Annotated in this window: 15 protein-coding genes; 8 read left to right on the top strand and 7 right to left on the bottom strand. The window is 63.8% G+C overall.

Going from position 1 to position 19,824, the window contains the following annotated elements; genetic code table 11:
• Positions 1–109 precede the first annotated feature (109 nt).
• Entirely contained in the window at positions 110–1,483 is a 1,374-nt protein-coding gene (locus ACEOAC_RS08435; protein ID WP_077236377.1) for an NAD(P)H-dependent oxidoreductase, read from the top strand.
• Positions 1,484–1,740: 257 nt separating this feature from the next.
• Here the strand turns inward: ACEOAC_RS08435 and ACEOAC_RS08430 are convergent, their stop codons facing one another.
• From ACEOAC_RS08430 to ACEOAC_RS08415, 4 genes are read right to left on the bottom strand one after another with little or no spacing between them, the layout of a single operon-like run.
• On the bottom strand, positions 1,741–2,103 hold the full coding sequence (locus ACEOAC_RS08430) for a DUF3325 domain-containing protein (RefSeq protein WP_413445774.1): 363 nt from the start codon (positions 2,101–2,103) through the stop codon (positions 1,741–1,743).
• Positions 2,100–3,755 carry a PepSY-associated TM helix domain-containing protein gene (locus tag ACEOAC_RS08425; RefSeq protein ID WP_413628785.1) on the bottom strand — a complete coding sequence of 552 codons (1,656 nt, stop codon included), beginning with the start codon at positions 3,753–3,755 and terminating at the stop codon, positions 2,100–2,102. Before ACEOAC_RS08425 ends, ACEOAC_RS08430 begins: the two co-directional genes overlap by 4 nt.
• Positions 3,752–4,063 (bottom strand): DUF3649 domain-containing protein, encoded by a 312-nt coding sequence (locus ACEOAC_RS08420; RefSeq protein WP_413445855.1) that lies wholly within the window; start codon positions 4,061–4,063, stop codon positions 3,752–3,754. The genes ACEOAC_RS08425 and ACEOAC_RS08420 overlap by 4 nt, the downstream gene beginning before the upstream one ends.
• Positions 4,064–4,090: 27 nt before the next feature.
• Complete coding sequence (locus ACEOAC_RS08415) at positions 4,091–4,810, bottom strand: cobalt ABC transporter substrate-binding protein (protein ID WP_180671118.1); 720 nt, start codon at positions 4,808–4,810, stop codon at positions 4,091–4,093.
• A gap of 340 nt (positions 4,811–5,150) precedes the next feature.
• On the opposite strand from ACEOAC_RS08415, the gene ACEOAC_RS08410 reads away from it, so the two are divergent.
• Positions 5,151–5,711: a carbonic anhydrase gene (locus ACEOAC_RS08410; protein WP_006465219.1), complete on the top strand. Its 561-nt coding sequence runs from the start codon at positions 5,151–5,153 to the stop codon at positions 5,709–5,711.
• 113 nt (positions 5,712–5,824) lie between these two features.
• Here ACEOAC_RS08410 and uraH read toward each other — a convergent pair whose 3' ends face one another.
• Complete coding sequence (uraH, locus tag ACEOAC_RS08405) at positions 5,825–6,178, bottom strand: hydroxyisourate hydrolase (protein WP_006465218.1); 354 nt, start codon at positions 6,176–6,178, stop codon at positions 5,825–5,827.
• Positions 6,179–6,488: 310 nt separating this feature from the next.
• On the opposite strand from uraH, the gene ACEOAC_RS08400 reads away from it, so the two are divergent.
• The 4 genes from ACEOAC_RS08400 to ACEOAC_RS08385 all read left to right on the top strand — a co-directional run bounded on the left by ACEOAC_RS08400 (position 6,489) and on the right by ACEOAC_RS08385 (position 13,536).
• Positions 6,489–7,307, top strand: coding sequence for an outer envelope protein (locus ACEOAC_RS08400; protein ID WP_413445720.1), 819 nt, complete (start codon positions 6,489–6,491; stop codon positions 7,305–7,307).
• Between the two features lie 335 nt (positions 7,308–7,642).
• Positions 7,643–9,904, top strand: coding sequence for a catecholate siderophore receptor Fiu (locus ACEOAC_RS08395; protein WP_413628784.1), 2,262 nt, complete (start codon positions 7,643–7,645; stop codon positions 9,902–9,904).
• A 538-nt stretch (positions 9,905–10,442) separates the two neighbouring features.
• On the top strand, positions 10,443–12,701 hold the full coding sequence (locus ACEOAC_RS08390) for a catecholate siderophore receptor Fiu (RefSeq protein WP_413444481.1): 2,259 nt from the start codon (positions 10,443–10,445) through the stop codon (positions 12,699–12,701).
• Between the two features lie 154 nt (positions 12,702–12,855).
• Positions 12,856–13,536 (top strand): Fe2+-dependent dioxygenase, encoded by a 681-nt coding sequence (locus ACEOAC_RS08385; protein WP_102663415.1) that lies wholly within the window; start codon positions 12,856–12,858, stop codon positions 13,534–13,536.
• A 93-nt stretch (positions 13,537–13,629) separates the two neighbouring features.
• On the opposite strand, the gene ACEOAC_RS08380 is transcribed toward ACEOAC_RS08385, so the two are convergent.
• The gene (locus tag ACEOAC_RS08380) at positions 13,630–15,258 is read right to left on the bottom strand and encodes an HAL/PAL/TAL family ammonia-lyase (RefSeq protein ID WP_413444482.1); all 1,629 of its coding nucleotides are present in this window, start codon (positions 15,256–15,258) and stop codon (positions 13,630–13,632) included.
• A 31-nt stretch (positions 15,259–15,289) separates the two neighbouring features.
• Positions 15,290–16,531 (bottom strand): urate hydroxylase PuuD, encoded by a 1,242-nt coding sequence (locus ACEOAC_RS08375; RefSeq protein WP_413444483.1) that lies wholly within the window; start codon positions 16,529–16,531, stop codon positions 15,290–15,292.
• Positions 16,532–17,077: 546 nt separating this feature from the next.
• On the opposite strand from ACEOAC_RS08375, the gene ACEOAC_RS08370 reads away from it, so the two are divergent.
• Together ACEOAC_RS08370 and ACEOAC_RS08365 are read left to right on the top strand one after the other, a co-directional pair.
• Complete coding sequence (locus ACEOAC_RS08370; protein ID WP_006465211.1) at positions 17,078–18,022, top strand: LysR substrate-binding domain-containing protein; 945 nt, start codon at positions 17,078–17,080, stop codon at positions 18,020–18,022.
• A gap of 293 nt (positions 18,023–18,315) precedes the next feature.
• A complete protein-coding gene (locus ACEOAC_RS08365; RefSeq protein WP_413444484.1) occupies positions 18,316–19,710 on the top strand; it encodes a nucleobase:cation symporter-2 family protein in 1,395 nt (464 codons plus the stop codon).
• Positions 19,711–19,824 lie beyond the last annotated feature (114 nt).

Raw genomic sequence — 19,824 nt, 5'->3', positions numbered from 1 at the left:
TTTCACACGAGCAGTGTGCAAATCTCGACATTTACGCGACAAAACCCCAATGCTACTCTTTTTTCACTGGCCGACCGGCCGATGTGACTAGGAGAAACCCGTGGCAAGCATGTTCCATCAACTCAAGGCGCTGGCGGCACAGGGCAAGCCTGTGCGAGTCGGCCTGATCGGTGCCGGCAAGTTCGGTTCGATGTTCCTGTCCCAGGTGCCGCGCACGCCCGGCGTGCATCTGCTGGGCATTGCCGATCTCTCGCCGGCGCGGGCACAGGCAGCGCTGCAGCGGGTGGGCTGGGTGGCCGGACAATATGGCGCCCGCTCCTGGGAGGAGGCGCTGCGCCACGGCAGTACCTTCATCCAGGACGATGCCGAAGCCTTGATCGCGCAGCCCCAGATCGACATCATCATCGACGCCACCGGCAGCCCGGCCGCCGGCATCCGTCACGCCCTGCTGTGCTGTGCGCATCGCAAGCACATCATCATGGTCAACGTCGAAGCCGACGCCCTGGCCGGGCCGCTGCTGGCACGGCGCGCCGCCGAAGCCGGGATCCTCTATTCCATGGCCTACGGCGACCAGCCGGCCCTCATCGCCGAGATGGTCGATTGGGCGCGTACTTCGGGTTTCGACGTGGTCTGTGCCGGCAAGGGGACCAAGTACCTGCCGCAGTACCATCAGTCCACGCCCGATACGGTGTGGGGCCATTACGGCTTTTCCGAGGAACAGGTGGCCGGCGGCGACTTCAACGCGCAGATGTTCAATTCCTTCCTCGACGGCACCAAGTCGGCGCTGGAGATGGCGGCCGTGGCCAACGCCTGCGGCCTGCATCCGGCCGACAGCGGCCTGGCCTTCCCGCCCTGCGGCGTGGATGACCTGCCGACCCTGCTGCGTCCGCGTGCCGATGGCGGGCTGCTGCCGCACGCCGGCACGGTGGAGGTGGTGTCCTCGCTGGAGCGTGATGGCCGGCCGGTATCGCGCGATCTGCGCTGGGGCGTCTATGTCACCTTCGAAGCCCCCACCGACTACGTGCGCGACTGCTTCGCGCAGTACGGCCTGAAGACCGATGCCAGCGGCCGCTACGCCTCCATGTACAAGCCCTATCACCTGATTGGCCTGGAACTGGGCTATTCGGTGGCCAGCATCGCCGTGCGCGGCCAGCCCACCGGCAGCACGCTGGGCTTCAACGGCGATACGGTAGCCGTGGCCAAGCGCGACCTGCAGGCCGGAGAAAGACTCGATGGCGAAGGCGGCTACATGGTCTACGGCAAGCTGATGCCAGCAGCGGCATCGCTGAACCACGAGGCCCTGCCCATCGGCCTGGCGCATGGCATCGTCCTGCGGCGCGCCGTGGCGGCCGGACAGACGCTGAGCTGGGCCGATGTGAGCATCGATGACAGCCGCGAAGCCATCCGTGTGCGGCGTGACATGGAAGCGCTGTTCCGCAGCGAGATGGGCTTGTTGCCACCACCATCGGAGCAGGCTGCATAAGCGGCTTGCTCGGTCTTGCTGGCGGGAACAAAGGCAGGAACAAAGGCAGGAACAAAGGCGGGAACAAAGGCGGGAATAAAGGCGGGAATAAATAAGAAATAAAAAAGGGCTGCAGCAAAAATTGCCGCAGCCCGCAAATACAACAGAGAGGAGTTGAGATTGGACCTGAATTTGGCAAGCCGACCCTTAATCCAAATCAAACCCGCTGCGCGCAATGCGCCCCAGGCCTGACTGGGAGCGACTTTCCGGGCAGTGCATCACAACAGGTTATCCATCGCCCACAACAGCAGCAGGACCGGCAGTGCGAACAGGACGAACCGCGTCAGCGCCGGCCCGCGGGTGGGCCAGTAGGTCAAGGCCAGTACCTGCAGCAGTGCAGACAGGGTCAATACCCCCAGGCCGGCCACCATCCCCACGCTCCAGCCCTGCATGCGCATCGTCACCGCAAGGCTGGCCACCAGACCCAGCACACCCAGTTGCCGCAGGCGACGACGTACCGGCGGTGCGGGCTCGGCGCCGCGTCCGTGCAGCTCGGCATAGTGGCGGTCCATGGCCAGTGCCAGGGCGCTCCAGGCGCAGTAGGCCAGGCCCAGCGCGAGCAGGAATCCGAAGGCTGTCATGCTGTTTCCTCCACGGGGTCGCGCTCGACCCTGGACTTGGCCGGCGCGGCCTGCAGGCCATCCTGGCGCTTGCGCTGGCGCCGCGCCAGTACCCGCTCGGCCATCGCCAGAGCAATCCCCAGCGCCAGCACGGTGAGATCAAATGCCGCCACGGGCCAGGGACCACGGCCCAGCAGGAGCGTCACACCCAGGTGGGATTGCGTCGTGAACACGTTGAGCAGCGGAAGGCCGATGAACAGCGCCGCGCCCAACCCCAGTTGCAGGCGCCACATGCGCAGGTCCGGACGCACTTGCGCCAGCACCGCCGCCACCGCCCAGGCAGCGAAGAAGAGGTTGATTTCCATCTGCGCGCGCTGGTGCAATTCCAGCGGCAGCAAGCGGTTGGCCCAGAAGTAAGTGGCCAAGGCGATCGGCAGGCCGGCGATGGCGCCGATGTTGAGCGCCTCCACCAGTCGCAGGCCGAAGCTGGCGCGTGCGCCGCCGGCGATGGCCTTGGCCTCTTTCTGGCGCGTCTTGACCGCCCACAGCAAGGCGCCGCTGGCCACCATCAGGTAGCCTGAGAGGCCGCACAGGAAGAACAGCGCCCGCAGCCAGGGATCGGCGAAATGCGCCAGGTGCAGGCCATACAGCGCCCCCCGGGTGACGGCGGTCGCACTGGGATCGTCGCCATAGGCGGCCAGTCGTTCGCCTGTCACGCCCTGGTACATCAGCCCCGGTTGCAGGGAGGACAGCGTGCTCATCTTCTGCCGCGTGATGACCACGGTGGCCTTGGCGTCGCCCGGGTTGTTGACCACCAGCACGGCCAGTGGCGCGCCCTGCCAGTGCTGCTGCGCCTGGGTCGCCAGCGGCGCCAGCGCGGTGAGGGGCGCGGCCACGCCGGCCGGCTTGACGCGACCGGCGGTGCCGGGGAACACGGTCTCGAAGAAGGCGGTCTCGCCGCCCTTGTCGCGGTAGGCGCTTTGCACGCCCCAGGGCATGATCATGAACATCAGCGTGACCAACCCGGTATAGGTGATCATCAAGTGAAACGGCAGCGCCAGCACCGCCGTGGCGTTGTGGGCATCAAGCCAGGAACGCTGCCCCTTGTGGGGGCGGAAGGTGAAGAAGTCCTTGAAGATGCGCTTGTGCGTGATCACTCCGCTGATGATGGCCACCAGCATGAACAGCGCGCAGATGCTGACGATCCAGCGCGCCCATTGCACCGGCATGTAATGCAGGTCGAAATGCAGGCGGTACAGGAACTCGCCGCCGCGTGTGTCGCGCACCTGTGCCAGCGGCTGGCCGGTGGCGGCGTCGATGCGCTCGCTCTTGAAGCGGCTGCGCGCGCTGCCGCCCTTGCCGCCGTTGCCATCCCCAGCCGGCGCCACCCAGCCCACCCGCATGGCCACGCTGCGCTCGGCCGGCAGGGTGATGAACCAGCGCTCGGCCCGCGGTGCCTTCTGCTGCAGATAGGCCACGGCATGCTCGATGGCCTGGGCCTGCGGCACCGGTGCCGAACGGGTAGCGTGCAGCTCCGGCATCATCCACAGGCTGATCTCTTCCTTGTAATAACTGGCGGTGCCGCCGGCAAACACCAGCAGCAGCACCCAGCACACCAGCAAGCCGCACCAGGTATGCAGCCAGGCGATCGATTGTCGGAATCCCTCCCTCACGGCAGCACGCTCCCGGTTCCGGTCAGCCAGGCCAGCAAGGCCAGCAGCAGCGACGGCAGCGCCAGCCCAAGCCAGGACCGCGCAGCGCTACGTGCTGCAAAGACCCAGATCACGGCGCAGGTGAAGATGGTGAAGGACAGCATGGTTGCCGTCATCACCGCGTCGGCCGGCGCCATCGGCAGCAGGCGCGCCAACACCATCGTACTGAGCGTGCTGATCACATAACCGCCACCGACGGCGGCCAGGGCGCGGGAGAACACGGCCAGGCGATAGTGCAAGGTCGGGCCGCTGGAAGAAATCGGTTTCATGCTTGCCATGGAAGGAGGACGCCCGGCTTACTTGTTGGGCGTGGCCGCAGGTGCCGCCGGCAAGGCCTTCAGGCCCTTGGGCTGGACCAGCGACAGGGTGGTCACGAAGCTGGCGATGTCATAGGGCTTGCCGTCGCGTTCACCTGCGGTCTTGTCGGTGTGGTGCACTTCGGCCACGTACACACCCTGCCACGGCAGGTCGAACTGCACCAGGCCCTCGGCATCGGAGTGGGCTTCCTTCATCCAGCCCGACGGCGTCACCAGACCGACCTTGGCCTTGGGCAGCGCGGCGTTCTTGTAGCTGACCTTGAACTGGCCAGGCTTGCCGGTGGGGACGATGTCCAGCGCCAGGCGCGGCTCCTGGGCCTGCTGCGAAGTCACCAGACGTGCTGCCGGGGTCCAGGCGGTGCGGGTGGGCGGGGTGGCGTGCTTGTTCTCGAAGACCGGGTAGTGGGCATCCTCGGCCACGATGGATTCGCCCTTGCCGGCGCTGGCCGACAGATTGAAGGCATTGGCCGCCTTGCTCAGTTCCAGGGTACGGTCGCCCTGCGGGCCGATCAGCACTGCGCTGGGCGAGACGAACTTGTCCAGCAGCCCGGGCGAGACTTCGCGCAGGTTGTCGCCGAATTCGCCGAAATACAGTTTCGCCTGCTTGCCGTCCTGCTGCAGCCAGACCTGGTGCGCCCCCGCCGGCAGGGCCAGCAACAGGGAGGTGAACAGGCCGGAGACGATCGCCAAACGCTTCATGAAGGAATTCCTTTCGAGTGATGTTGTGTAGGTGGGCAAGCGGCGCATAAGCATGAGCATGAACATGAGCGTCAGGATCAGGATCAGCGCAGTCTGCGAACAGCGACCGTTCGCCCTTGCATTTGGCGCAGGGATGGTCCGACAGGACTGGTTATTATTTGAGAATGATTATCAATTATATTGCCTACGATGCCGCAGGACAAGTCCCTGCCCGCTGGTCGGGTGGGCGGGCGGGGACAAACAGGGTATGATCGCTCCCCGCTTGAACGCGCCGCTGCACCCGCCTGTCCCGGGCCGCGCGGGCGCCCCGCACCACCGCATCCCCAGGAGAAACCGATCCATGCTTCGCCGCAACCCATCCGGCCACCGGCCCCAAGTCCACGAATCCGCCTATGTCGACCACACCGCCATCCTGTGCGGCAAGGTGATCGTGCATGAGAATGTCTTCATCGGTCCCTACGCCGTGATCCGCGCCGACGAGGTCGATGCCCACGGCGACATGGAGCCCATCATCATCGGCGCCCATTCCAACATCCAGGATGGCGTGGTGATCCACTCCAAGTCGGGCGCAGCCGTCACCATCGGCGAGCGCACCTCCATCGCCCACCGCGCCATCGTGCATGGCCCCTGCACGGTGGGCGACGATGCCTTCATCGGCTTCAACAGCGTGCTCTTCAATTGCAGCATCGGCGCCGGCTGCGTGGTGCGCCACAACGCCGTGGTCGATGGCTGCGACCTGCCGCCGGGCTTCTACGTCCCCTCCACCGAACGCATCGGCCCCAAGACCGACCTCTCCACCATCCCCCGTGTGACAGTGGCGGCATCGGAATTCTCGGAAGACGTAGCGCGCACCAACAATGAACTGGTGCTGGGCTACAAGAAATTGCAGAACGAGTTCTGATTTCCGCGCTCGGCGCGCTGGTCTCCCTCGAAACCACGCGCCCAACAAAAAATCCGGCCTCTTGCGAAGACCGGATTTTTTATCGACTGCATGGATGAATCGGCTTCTGCCGATCAACTCCCGCGATAAGTCGAATACGCCCACGGCGACACCACCAGCGGCACATGATAGTTCTGCGTCGCATCAGCGATGCCGAAGGCGATCACCACCTCATCGACAAAGCGCGGTTGCGGTAGCTCCACGCCCTGGGCCGCGAAGTAATCGCCGGCCGCAAACACCAGTTCATACTTGCCGACCTTGAGTGCGTCGCCGGCCAGCAGCGGTTCGTCGCAGCGGCCATCGCTGTTGGTGACGGCCTGCTTGAGCAGGGTCTTGCTTCCCTCCGCCACCGCATACAGCGCCAGCTTCACGCCCGCGCCGGGCTTGCCCCTGGTGATATCCAGCACGTGCGTGCTCAGTTTTCCCATGTTGCCGTCCTTTCCCTGTCTGATTTGAATTGCGATGCCGGCCGATGATATACCGCCGGGCGGCGATGCCTATACGAGTGCGCTTATACCCGCCATCGATGCAGCGGACATAATGCCTTACCGCGCTGCCGCCGCCAAATCGGGGAAGACATCCGATGCAGGCCGCAGCGCCGATCCACCCCGCCGCCATGCCAACGCTCCCAACAGGAGCGCCCTGCCAGGCCGGCCTGCCGGCCCATCCATGCCGGTGCCGTACCTCACGACGACACTATCTCTATAAAAATTTTATCCACTTACTGGAGGAGACTTCATGCCCATCCCATTCCTGTCCCGGCGCACCTCACTGGCCAGCATCCTGGCGCTGTCGGCGACCGCCGCCCACGCCGCCGACTGGTCCGACAATGCCATCGGCTATCGCTACGGCACCCGCTTTGCCGAACCCTACAACAGCCAGGACATCAGCAAGAACATCCTCAACTTCACCCACAGCAGCGGCTACCGCTACGGCACCAACTTCCTCAATATCGACCTGCTGATGTCGGACCGCAAGGACGACAACGCCCAGGAAGCCTATCTCACCTACCGCCACACCCTGGACCTGGGCAAGATCAGCGGCCGCGATCTGGCCTTCGGCCCGGCACGCGGCGTCGGCCTGACCCTGGGCCTGGACTGGAATACCAAGAACGACAACAGCTACGCCTCCAAGAAGCGCATGTGGGTCATCGGCCCGACCCTGATGATGGATGTCCCGGGCTTCCTCAACGTGAGCCTGCTGGCCCTGTTCGAAAGCAACCAGCCCAAGGGCATCAGCAGCCGCTACAGCTATGACACGCACCCCATGCTGAACCTGGCCTGGGGCATCCCGCTGGGTAGTTCCGGCTGGGGCTTCGAAGGCTACCTGAACTACATCGCGGCCAAGGGCAAGAATGAATTCGGCGGTGCCACCGCGCCCGAGTTCAACATCGATACCCAATTGATGTATGACCTCGGCAGCCGACTGGGCATGGGCAAGAACAGCCTGCGCCTGGGGCTGGAATACCAGTACTGGCGCAACAAGTTCGGTAATCCCTCCAATGTCCCCGGCTCGCTGGCCAAGACGCCGATGGTGCGGGTGGAATACCACTTCTGATCACCCTGGCGCGTCAGGATGTCCTTCGCGCTTTCAGACGAATCTGATTGAAGAAAATCGACGCCGGAAATCTGCTCTCGCCAATCAAGAACCGCCGCAAAAACTCCTGCAAAAAATCGAAATTTGCAGGAGTTCCTTTTCCCTCCCCGCTTCCTATACTCGCCCGTTCCGGCTTGCCATGACCCGTGAGGTCTTCCAGCCAGCGGCCGGACATCCCTGATATCTGATCGCCAGCCACACGTCGGCAAGCGCGCGGGAGCGGCGTCGACGCCTGCCCCGCCCGCCCCCCTCATCGCCAGCCAAGAGATTTCGCAACCCCTCTCTCGGAACCTGACATGAGCCTGATCAAGAGTCGCAAACACCCCACCCCCACCTCTACCCGCCTGCGCACCGCCCTCGCCAGTGCCCTGCTGCTACCCGCCGTGGCCGCCCATGCCCAGGCCGGCGGCAGCCAGTTGCCGGGCCTGCAGGTCGATGCCGCGCGGGAATCGCCCTACAAGGCCGAGCGCTCGGCCTCCCCCAAATACTCCCAGCCGCTGGTCGATACTCCGCAAACCCTGCAGATCATCAAACGCCCGCTGATGGAGCAGCAGGGCGCGACCTCGCTCACCGAGGCCCTGCGCAACACGCCCGGCGTGGGCACCTTCTTCCTCGGCGAGAACGGCAGCACCAGCACCGGCGACACGGTCTACATGCGCGGCTTCGACGCCTCCGGCGCCATCTTCGTGGACAACGTGCGCGACCTGGGCGCCATCTCGCGCGATGTCTTCAACCTGCAGCAGGTGGAAGTATTGAAAGGCCCGGCCGGCACCGACAACGGACGCGGCTCGCCGACCGGCTCCATCAACCTGGTCACCAAGCAGCCCGAACTGGCCGATGCGCTAAGCGCCTCGGCCACCTACGGCAGCTGGAACCAGAAGCGCGCCACGGTGGACTGGAACCGGGTGCTGGACAACGATCGCGGCCTGGCGCTGCGCCTGAATGTGATGAAGCAGAACAGCGGCGTACCGGGCCGCCATGAAGTCCACAGCAGCCGCGACGGCATCGCGCCTTCGCTGGCCTGGGGCCTGAACGGCCCGACCCGCATCTTCCTGAACTACCTCCACATGCAACAGAACAACCGCCCGGATGGCGGTGTCTCCACCATCGGCCTGCCCGGCTACAGCTCGCCCGACCCCGCGCGCCCCTTCCTGAGCCAGGCACCCAGGGTCAATCCGCACAACTTCTACGGTCATGTCGACGACTATGACCGCGTCAACGCCGACATGTACACCCTGCGCGTGGAGCACGACTTCTCACCGCAACTGAAGCTGCAGAACAGCACCCGCTATGCCCGCACCGACCAGGACTATCGCCTCAGTTCCTTCCTCGCCACGGGCGCGAAGAGCAGCCGCTTCGACACCGGCCTGAAGACACCTTCGATCAACGACCGCTCCACCTGGCTGCTGGGCCGCCAGCTGATCAATCGGCGTGATCAGGCCAACCACATCCTCAGCAACCAGACCCATGTGAGTACCGAGCTCGCTACCGGTCCCCTGCAGCACACCCTGGTGGGCGGACTGGAACTGAGCAGCGAACGCCAGGATGCGCTTTCCTTCACCGCCAGCGGTGGCCCGCGCCCGGACGCCAACCTGTATGCGCCCGATCCGCGTTTCGACGACAGCAAGCTCAGGATCAACGTCAGCGGCCGCAACAAGGGCGAGACCGACACCGCCTCGCTGTATCTGCTGGATACCGTCAAGTTCGATGAACGCTTCTCCGTCACCGTCGGCCTGCGCGAAGACCACTATCGCACCCGCTTCTTCAACCTCAACCAGAATGGCCCCACCCAGCTCAAGACCTCCGGCAACCTGCTGAACTGGAAGCTGGCCGGCGTCTTCAAGCCGACCCGCAACAGCAGCCTCTACGCCCTGATGGCGACGTCGCAGCAGCCCCCGGGCGGTGCCAATTTCAACCTCAGCGCCAGCAAGGACAGCGCATCCAACCCCGACTACGCGCCGCAGAAGACCCGCACCGCCGAAGTCGGCAGCAAATGGGAAATCCTGGACCGCAAACTGCTGCTGACGGCCGCCCTGTTCCGCACCGAAGTCAGCAACGAGGTGGAGAAGGATGAAGCCAGCGGTGTCTATTTCCAGACCGGCAGGAAGCGCAACCAGGGCGTGGAACTGGGCGTGAGCGGTGAACTGATGCCCAATCTCTCGCTCACCGCCGGCTACAGCCGCATGAACAGTACCGTCGAGAGCGGCAGGATCGTCACCGCCAGCGGCGAGAACGTCCTGAACTACACGCCCCAGCAATCCTTCACCAGCTGGGCCAGCTGGCGCCTGCCGCAGGGCTTCGTGGTGGGCGGCGGCCTGCGCTATTCGGGTGGTCTGCGGCGCGGACGCGACGGCGCGATCGGTACACCCACCCGGACCGACGCCTATGTGGTGGCCGACGCCATGGCCGGCTATGTGTTCAACAAGACGGTGGACCTGCAGTTCAACGTCACCAACCTGTTCAACAAGGACTACGCCGCCTCCATCAACAAGAGCGGCTACCGTTACACGCCGGGCGCCCCACGCGCCTTTGCGCTGACGGGCAACTTCAAGTTCTAGGTGCCGACATCGCGCTGAATCGGGGCAGGATAGTTCACTCTGGATTAATTCCAACTGAAGCAAACTAACTAGCAGCCCCTAAGCTTCCGGTGACGACGTTCTGTCGTCACCGCTCTCCCTCCGCTCACTCCTTCGCCCTCCCCGCCTCCGAGACTGGCGGAAATGCCTTTTCAAGCCGGATTACCGACGCTTGCCCATTGCTGACCAATCCTGTCCGTATTCTTTGTACAACAGCGTGCATAAGCGCTTTCATTCGGAAAATGGCGCTATCACAAGGCCTTCCGGACGATCCTGCCGCGCAGGCGGGAGACGCCGCCTAGAAATTTTTAGAATAAGAATCACTTTTATTTGGAGAGTCTTTATAATTGTAAAAATCTTGTATCAATTCGAAATCCAACGAGCGATACCGGATAACAAAAAAACACGTACTCGCCAGCCATTGCGGCGGTGCAGGCCGGGTCCCTGCTGACCGACCGGCCGCCCGTCCGACTCATAGCCAGCCAAGAGAACCCAAAACAACTTCTCTCGGAACCTTGCCATGAGCTACATCAAGAGCCGCAAGCACGCGCAGCCCGCGTTCGCTTCGACCCGCCTGTCCGCCGCCGTTGCCGGTGCCCTGCTGCTGCCCGCCGTCGGTGTCCACGCCCAGACCAGCACCCTGCCCAAGGTGGAAGTGACCGCCGCCCAGGAATCGGATTACAAGGCCGACAAGGCCTCCTCCACCAAATACAGCCAGCCGCTGGTGGATACCCCACAGACCCTGACCGTCATCAAGAAGCAACTGATCGACCAGCAAGGCGCCACCACCCTGACCGAGGCACTGCGCAACAGCCCCGGCGTGGGCACCTTCTATCTCGGTGAGAACGGCAACACCAGCACCGGCGACGCCATCTACATGCGCGGCTTCGACAGCTCCAGCGCCATCTTCGTGGACAACGTGCGCGACCTCGGGTCGATCTCGCGCGACATGTTCAACATCCAGCAGGTGGAAGTATTGAAGGGTCCGGCCGGCACCGACAACGGCCGTGGCTCGCCGACCGGTTCCATCAACCTGGTCACCAAGCAGGCCGAGATGAGCAACTTCTTCAACGCCTCCACCACCTATGGCAGCTGGAACCAGAAGCGCGGTACCGCCGACTGGAACAAGGTCCTGGATGAAGACCGCGGCATCGCCCTGCGCCTGAACCTGATGAAGCAGGACAGCGGCGTCCCCGGTCGCCACGAAGTCAAGAATGACCGCTACGGCATCGCGCCTTCGCTGGCCTTCGGCCTGAACGGCCCGACCCGGGTGTTCCTGAACTACCTGCACATCGACCAGGACAACGTCCCCGACGGCGGTGTGCCGACCATCGGCCTGCCCGGCTATACCTCGCCGGACCCGGCCCGTCCGTACATCTCCAGCGCCCCGCGCGTGGGGTCCAGCAACTTCTACGGCAACGTGAACGACTACGACAAGGTCACCTCCGACATGTTCACCGCCCGCGTGGAACATGACTTCTCGCAGGACCTGAAGCTGCAGAACACCACCCGCTACGCCAAGACCACCCAGGATTATTTCCTGACCTCCTTCATGGCGACCGGCACCGCCACCAGCACCCGGGCGACCGGCCTGCTCACCCCCTCGGCGACCAATCTGTCGACCTGGACCCTGGCCCGCAACCTGCCCACCCGCAAGGACCAGTCCAATGAGATCCTCACCAACCAGACCAACCTGACAGCCAACCTGAAGACCGGTTCGCTGCAGCACACCCTGGTGGGCGGCGTGGAATTCACGCAGGAAAAACAGCATGCCACCTCCTTCACCAGCAGCGGCACGCTGCCGGCGGCCAACCTGTACAGCCCGAACGCCAACTTCGGCAGTGGCAGCTACACCATCACCCCGACCGGCTACAACGACGGCAAGACCGATACCATCTCGGCCTACCTGTTCGATACCGTGAAGTTCAACGAGCAGTGGTCGATCAACGGCGGTATCCGCGAAGACCACTATCGCACCACCTATTACTCCAACGCCGCCGGCACCATCACCAACCTGTCGACCTCGGGCAACCTGTTCAACTGGAAGCTGGCCGCGATCTTCAAGCCGACCGACTACAGCAGCATCTACGCGCTGTATGCCACTTCGCAGCAGCCGCCGGGTGGCGCCAACTTTGCGCTCTCCAGCGCGGTCAACAGCGCCGCCAATTCCAACTACGCGCCGCAGAAGACCAAGACCAGCGAGCTGGGTACCAAGTGGGATCTGCTGAACAAGAAGCTGGCCGTGACCGCCGCCCTGTTCCACACCGAAGTGAGCAATGAAGTCGAGCAGGACGGCACCTCCGGTCGCTACTTCCAGACCGGCAAGAAGACCGTGCAGGGGATCGAACTGGGCGTGACCGGTGACGTCACCAACAACCTCTCGGTGGCCGCCGGCTACACCTGGATGGACACCAAGGTCGACAGCGGTGCCATCACCACCGCTTCGGGTGAGAACAACCTGGCCTACACCCCCAAGCAGGCCTTCACCTCCTGGGCCACCTACCGCCTGCCGCAGGGCTTCACCATCGGCGGCGGTGCGCGCTACGTCAGCTCGCTGCTGCGCGGCACCGACGGTGCGGTCGGCACGCCCAAATACGCCAATTCCTACTGGGTGGTGGACAGCATGCTCGGTTATGTCGTGAACAAGAACGTGGACCTGCAGTTGAATCTCTACAATATTTTCAACAAGGACTACGTAGCGGCAATCAACAAGAGCGGCTATCGTTACACCCCGGGTACGCCACGCGCCGTGGCGCTCACCGCCAACTTCAAGTTCTGACCCTGCCCATGGCGATGATTTGATCTGCCTCAGCCCCGGCGCCATGCACTTTGCCTAAAGTGATGGCGCCCGCTGAGTCCTTCATGGATCAGCCAGACTTGACGGCCCCTCCCGCGTGGAGGGGCCTTTTCATTCGCGACAGGAGAGGTTCATCATGATGCTGCACATTCCCGAAGTCCTCAGCGCCGAGCAGGTGCGCCACATCCGCACCGAACTGGACCGCGCCGACTGGATCGACGGCCGCGCCACCGTCGGCGACCAGGGCGCACGGGTGAAGCGCAACCGGCAACTGCCGGAGCATTCGCCACTGGGCTTCCAGCTGGGCGAGATCATCCTTGAGGCGCTGCGCAGGAATCCCCTGTTCTTCGCTGCCGCCCTGCCCAAGAAGACCATGCCGCCGCTGTTCAACAGCTACGAAGGCGGCGAGCATTACGGCCTGCACGTCGATGGCTCGGTGCGCAACCTGCCCAATGCCGCCGGCAGCATCCGCACCGATGTTTCCACCACGGTGTTCCTGTCGGACCCGGACGAGTACGAAGGGGGCGAGCTGGTGGTGGTCGATACCTACGGCACCCACGAGGTCAAGCTGCCGGCCGGCGACATGATCGTCTATCCCTCCACCAGCCTGCACCGTGTCGAACCGGTCACCCGCGGCGCCCGCGTCTGTTCCTTCTTCTGGACCCAGAGCATGGTGCGCGACGACTGGAAGCGCAGCATGCTCTTCGAACTGGACCGCAACATCTACAGCCTGCGCCAGCAGATCGGCGACACCGATGAAGTGCTGGGACTGACCGGGCATTATCACAACCTGCTGCGGCAGTGGGCCGAAGTGTAATTCTCGAAGTGTAAATTCTTTATATTGTTTAAGCAGAAAGGCCGTCCGGCATGACACCGGACGGCCTTTCTGTTTTCTTCCCCCAGGGTGGGATCAGACGAAACGCCCAATGGCCGCCGTCACCGCCTCGCGCACCGACCCGCTGACCACAAATCCCTGCGCGGCCTGCACGTCGTCATGGAACCAGCGGTCCCCCTCCAGGCAGGCCGGGATCTGCCGGCGGATCTCGTCGTAGGCCGCCTGCGTTCCACGCCCCAGGACGAAGTCCTTGAGCAGTTCTTCGGTCATCGTCAGCGCCTGCGCTGCCAGCAACATTTCCACACCCACGATGTACTGCGTGTTCTGCACCACCGTCAGGGCCTTGCGCGCGCACCAGGTGGAGTTGGAGATGTGATCCTCGCTATTGCCCTTGGAGGGGATGCTGTCCACGCTGCCCGGCATGCACAGCGTGCGGTTTTCCATCACCAGCGCACTCATCGAACACTGCACCACCGGATAGCCGGTATTGACGCCGCGCACGCCACTCATCAGGTTGCGCGGCAGCCCCCACGACAGCGTGGGATCGATCAGCCGCGCAATGCGGCGCTCGCAGATGCTGCCCAGGTCGGTGATGGCCATGGCCAGCAGGTCCATGGCCTGGGCCAGGTACTGGCCGTGGAAGTTGCCACCGGAAATGATCTCGAAACCTTCGCCCTCTTCCTTGTTGAAGATCAGCGGGTTGTCGGTGGCCGAATTGGTTTCTTTCTCGATGATGGTGTCGATGTAGTCCAGCGCATCGAATACCGGGCCATACACCTGCGGCGCGCAACGCAGCGAATACACATCCTGGATGCGTGAGGTATAGGGGATATCGGTGCGCCGCAGCTCATCCGGCAGTTGCACCGCACGCGCCGCGTGGGTGGTACGGGTGGAACCCTGCAGGAGGGTGCGGATCACGTCCGCCGTCTTGATCTGCCCCGCATGCGGCCGCGCCTGCTGGATGCGCGGATCGAAGGCCGACATCTCGGCGCGCATGGCCTCCAGCGTCAACCCCAGGGACAGGCAGGCATCGGTCAGCAGGTGGCGCGCATCGTGCGCCGCCAGGATGGCCACCGCCAGCGAGGCGGTGCAGCCATTGATCAGTGCCGAGGCATCCTTGGCCTTGAGGTCGAACTTCACCGGTGCGATGCCGGCCTGTTCGATGGCCTGCGGAGCCCGCATGCGCTGCCCCTGGAACATCACCTCAGCCTCGTCGAAGCCGGCGATGGCGGCAGCCAGATAGGCCAGCGGCGCCAGGTCGCCGGAGGCGCCCACCGAGCCCTTCTGCGGCATGACGGGGTGGATGCCGGCATTGAGGAAGGCCAGCAGACGATCCACCACCTCCACCCGGGGCGCGGAATAGTTGGAGGCGAACGCGTTGGCACGCAACAGCATGGTGGCGCGGCTGACTTCCTCGGAGAAGGGTTCGCCGATACCGGCGCTGTGGGCGCGGATCAACTGGGTCTGGAACAGTTCGATATGTTCCACCTTGATGCGCGTGTCCTTGAGCAGCCCCACGCCGGTATTGAAGCTGTACATCATGGGCGCTTCATCGTGCATCCAGGTGCTTTCGATGTAGTCGCGGCTGTGTTTGAGGGCCGCGCGCGAGGAGTCGGCCAGGGTGACCTTGAGATGCGGTGCGCGGGCAACGCTGATGACTTGCGCGGCGCTGAGGTTGAAGCCGTCGATGGTGATGGTATGCATGTGTCGTATCTTCTTTCTGACGTGATCGGGCCTACTTGGCGCCGGCCTGGAACCAGGCGGCCACGTCGGCGCGTTCTTCGTCGGTCATCTGGGTCATGTTGGCCAGCGGCATGTCCTTGGTCTGGACGGCGCGCTGGAAGATCTTGGCCGCGTGCTGGTGGATCAGCTCAGGGGTCTGCAGCATCATGCCCGCCGGTGCCGTGGCAAAGCCGGCCTGGGTCGGTTTGTCCGAATGGCAGCTGGCGCAGCGCTGGGTGATAATGGCCTGGATCCTGGTGAAGTCTGGCGCTGCCGCTGCAACCGGGGCGCTGCCTGCGGCAGCGGGTGCCGAGGTAGCCGCCGGCGCCACCGGATGCGGTGCGATCGCCACGGCCACGGCCAGCAGCAGGGCCACCCCGGCGATGGGATAGCCGATCGACACCCGGCCCTTGTGCCGCAGATTGAAAAAGTGACGGATCAGCACACCCGCCGCCATGATCGCCGCCAGCACCAGCCAGCTATGGGCATGGGTATAGGTCATCGCATAGTGGTTGCTGATCATGATGAACAAAATGGGCAGCGTGAAGTAATTGTTGTGCACGCTGCGCTGCTTGCCGCGACGACCGTGGATGGGGTCGGGCGAGCGGCCCTGCTGCATCGCCTCCACCAGCTTGCGTTGTCCGGGGATGATCACCATCAGCACATTGCCGACCATGATGGTGCCGATCATGGCACCCACATGGATATAGGCGGCCCGTCCCGACAGCAGGTGCGTGAGCAGATAGGCCACGGCCACGATGAAGACGAACATCACCAGCCCCAGCAGGCCCTCGCGCTTGCCCAGCGGCGAGCGGCACAGCAGGTCATAGACGATCCAGCCCAGCACCAGCGTACCGATGCCCACGCCCACCGCTTCGATACCGGAGAGATTGGCCACCGACTTGTCCACCATCATGGCCGAGGCATTGAAGTAATAGACGATGAACAGCATGGCCACGCCGGTGATCCAGGTGGCATAGGCTTCCCACTTGAACCAGTGCAGTTCCTGGGGCAGCTCGGCCGGCGCCACCAGATACTTCTGCGGATTGTAGAAACCGCCGCCGTGGACTGCCCACAGCTCGCCGGAGACGCCCTTCTTTTCCAGGTCGCTGCCCGGCTTGGGCGGACGGATGGAGTTGTCCAGCCAGACGAAATAAAAAGAGGCGCCGATCCAGGCGATGCCCGTGATCAGGTGCAGCCAGCGAACCAGCAGATTGGCCCAGTCGATGCCATATGAAACCAGGAGTGCTTCCATGTCTTCCCCACGCAGGATTGCTGTCCGCCACCGCGACCTACTCCGGACAGGCGAGGCATTGCCTCAGGAATGGGCCGCCATGAAAGCCCTCCCCCGCCATGCATGCCGCATGGAAACTGCTGGATGAGTGGGAGTGAAGGCTTTCCGCGCGCCGGGACGCGCACGAAGCCTGGAAGTGGCGTCGCTGCTGGTCTCCCGTCGTGCTGCCGCTACGACCCGATGGCTGCTGCCATCTGTTGTCTCGGTCCTCGTCCTGCGGCGCTGCCCTCGTGAGGCTGGCAATGGCTGGCGCGGACCGGTTGCACGAACGATAAACGCGGGGACCCCGCAAAACATGGTCGACAACATATATTTGACATACGAAATTCCATATACAAAAATGCCCCCTGGATGTGGGACGCTTGCGCTCGCATCACGCCAGACCGCCGCCGCGAGCCGGTCCTGACGAATAACAACGACAAGGCACCCACCCGATGCGGTGCCATCAGAGTGAACGAAAAACCGTCACCTGCCCCACGCTAGAACAAAGACCCCGGAGACATCCCCATGTCCAGGCTGCCTGACCACCTCGATATCCACCTCATCCGCATCCTCTATCTGTTGCTGTGCGAAAAGAATGTCTCGCGCGTGGCCCTGAAACTGAACCAGCCGCAACCCTCGATCTCCGCTTCGCTGCGCAAGCTGCGCGAGCTCACCGGTGATCCGCTGCTGGTGCGCGGCGCCCGTGGCATGGTGCCGACCCAGCACGGCGAAAGCCTGCTGAAGCCGGCCAAGCGCATCCTCGACGAGACCGAGCGCCTGTTCGTGCCCAAGACCGCCTTCGTGCCGCAGGAGGAAGAGCGTACTTTCCACATCGCTGCGCCGGACTACATGAACACGCCCTTCTTCACCGAGGTGATCGCGCGCCTGCGTCGTGAATCGCCGCGCAGCCACATCGTGATCCACGCGCTGGGCCCGGATACCGACTACGTGCGCCTGCTCTCGGACGGCGAACTGGACCTGGTCATCGCCAACTGGGACGAGCCGCCGCCGCACCTGCATCTCTCCAAGCTGTTCGACGACCCCATCGTCTGCCTGATGCGCGCCGATTGCGCCTATGCCAAGCGCACCGCCCGCGACGCCATGACCATCGAGGACTATCTCTCCCTGCCCCACGCCGCGCCCTCGCAGATCCTGCCCGGCTATCACGGCACCATCGACAGCTTCCTGGAAAAGCAGAACCTGCATCGCAACGTGGTGGTGGAGTCGGCCCACTTCCGCATGCTGCCCTACATGGTGGCGCAGACCGACCTGGTGCTGACGGCCGGCCAGCAGTTCGCCAGCTTCTACGAAAAGCTGCTGGCCCTGAAAAGCTATACGGTGCCCATCAAGTTCCCGCCGCTGCGCTTCTACCAGCTCTGGCACGAGCGCGTGCACCAGGCCACCGAGCACAAGTGGCTGCGCGCCCAGGTCAGCGCAGCCGCCAAGCTGCTGGCCCAGGGGCGGGCATGATGGACATGGCGGACATGGCGGCAGCCCGCCGGGACGCCAGCCAGCAGAGGGAAATGACACCCGTCCATATATCGCCCGGACGTGTAGCGGTATGCCGGGGCCACTATATCGCCCCTGCCGGATTGCTTTAGTATCGCCAGCATCAGGCCGGTATCCACCTCCAGAGCGCACAGGAAGGCAGAACACGGCACTGAGCCGGAACCACATTCAAGCGACAAGGCAGGCCCCGTTCCAGACGGCCGGGGCAAGGTCACATGTCAGGTTCCTCCATAAAAAATACCAGGAGACAGCCCATGCAAGCCCCCAGCCATCCAGTGGATGAACGCCTACCCGTATTCAAGCTCTTCGCGCTCGGCATGCAGCACGTGCTGGTGATGTATGCCGGCGCGATTGCCGTGCCGCTCATCATCGGCGGTGCCCTGAACCTGCCCAAGTCCGAGATCGCCTACCTGATCAGTGCCGACCTGTTCTGCTGTGGCGTGGTCACCATCATCCAGAGTGCCGGTATCTGGAAGTTCGGCATCCGCATGCCGGTCATGATGGGCGTGACCTTCGCCGCCGTCGGACCGATGGTGGCCATGGCCAACAATCCCCAGCTCAACATCCTGCACATCTATGGCGCGGTGATTGCCTCGGGCCTGTTCTGCATCCTGGCCTCGCCCTACATGAGCAAGCTCATGCGCTACTTTCCACCGGTGGTGACGGGTACCGTGATCACGGTGATCGGGGTCTCGCTGATGGGCGTGGGCATCAACTGGGCGGCGGGTGGACAACCGGTGATCGGCAAGCTGGTCGACGGCGTCTTCGTCAAGGTGCCCAATCCCGACTATGGCTCGCCGCTGTCGCTGTCGATTGCGGCGGTGGTGCTGGTGGCCATCCTGCTGATCACCAAGTACACGCGGGGATTCATCTCCAACATCTCGGTATTGCTGGGGATGGTGGTGGGCTTCGTGATCGCCTTTGCACTGGGCAAGATCAGCTTCGCCGGCCTGGATGCAGCCGACTGGTTTGCCTTCATCCAGCCCTTCCACTATGGGCTGCCGCAGTTCGACCTGGCTTCCATCATCAGCATGTGCCTGGTGATGATCGTGACCATGATCGAATCGACCGGCATGTTCATGGCCCTGGGCGACATCGTCGGCCGCCGGATCGACGACCGCGCACTCGCCAGCGGCCTGCGCGTGGATGGCCTGGGCACGGTGATCGGGGGCCTCTTCAACACCTTCCCCTATACATCGTTCTCGCAGAACGTCGGTCTGGTGGGCGTGACCGGCATCCGCAGCCGCTTCGTCTGCGTGGCCGCCGGGGTGATCCTGATCGCCTTTGGCCTGTTCCCCAAGATGGCGCACGTGGCCGCCTCGATCCCGCAATTCGTGCTGGGCGGCGCCGGCATCGTGATGTTCGGCATGGTGGCGGCGACCGGGATCAAGATCCTCTCCAAGGTCGATTTCCATGGCAATCGCAACAACCTCTTCATCGTCGCCATCAGCATCGGCGTGGGCATGATCCCCATCGTCGCCCCCACCTTCTTCGACAAGATGCCGCACCTGCTGGGCACCATCTTCCACAGCGGCATCCTGCTGGCCTCGGCCATGGCAGTGGGGCTGAACCTGTTCTTCAACGGTCGCGGCAGCGAGGAAGACGTGGCCCGCTATGCGGTAGCGGCGGCACAAAGCTCGGATCACTGAGCGCAGGCGCGGTCTTGCCATCGACAGATATGCCAAAACCGATACGCGCCAGATGAAACCGTTGATGCCATCCGGGCCAAGATGTTTTAAAGTCTCACCTGCGCCCGGATGCCC

Source organism: Herbaspirillum frisingense (assembly GCF_047325095.1).
Lineage (GTDB): Bacteria > Pseudomonadota > Gammaproteobacteria > Burkholderiales > Burkholderiaceae_D > Herbaspirillum > Herbaspirillum frisingense.
The sequence above is the reverse complement of the archived record's forward strand: the minus strand, read 5'-3'. Positions and strand labels throughout refer to the sequence as shown.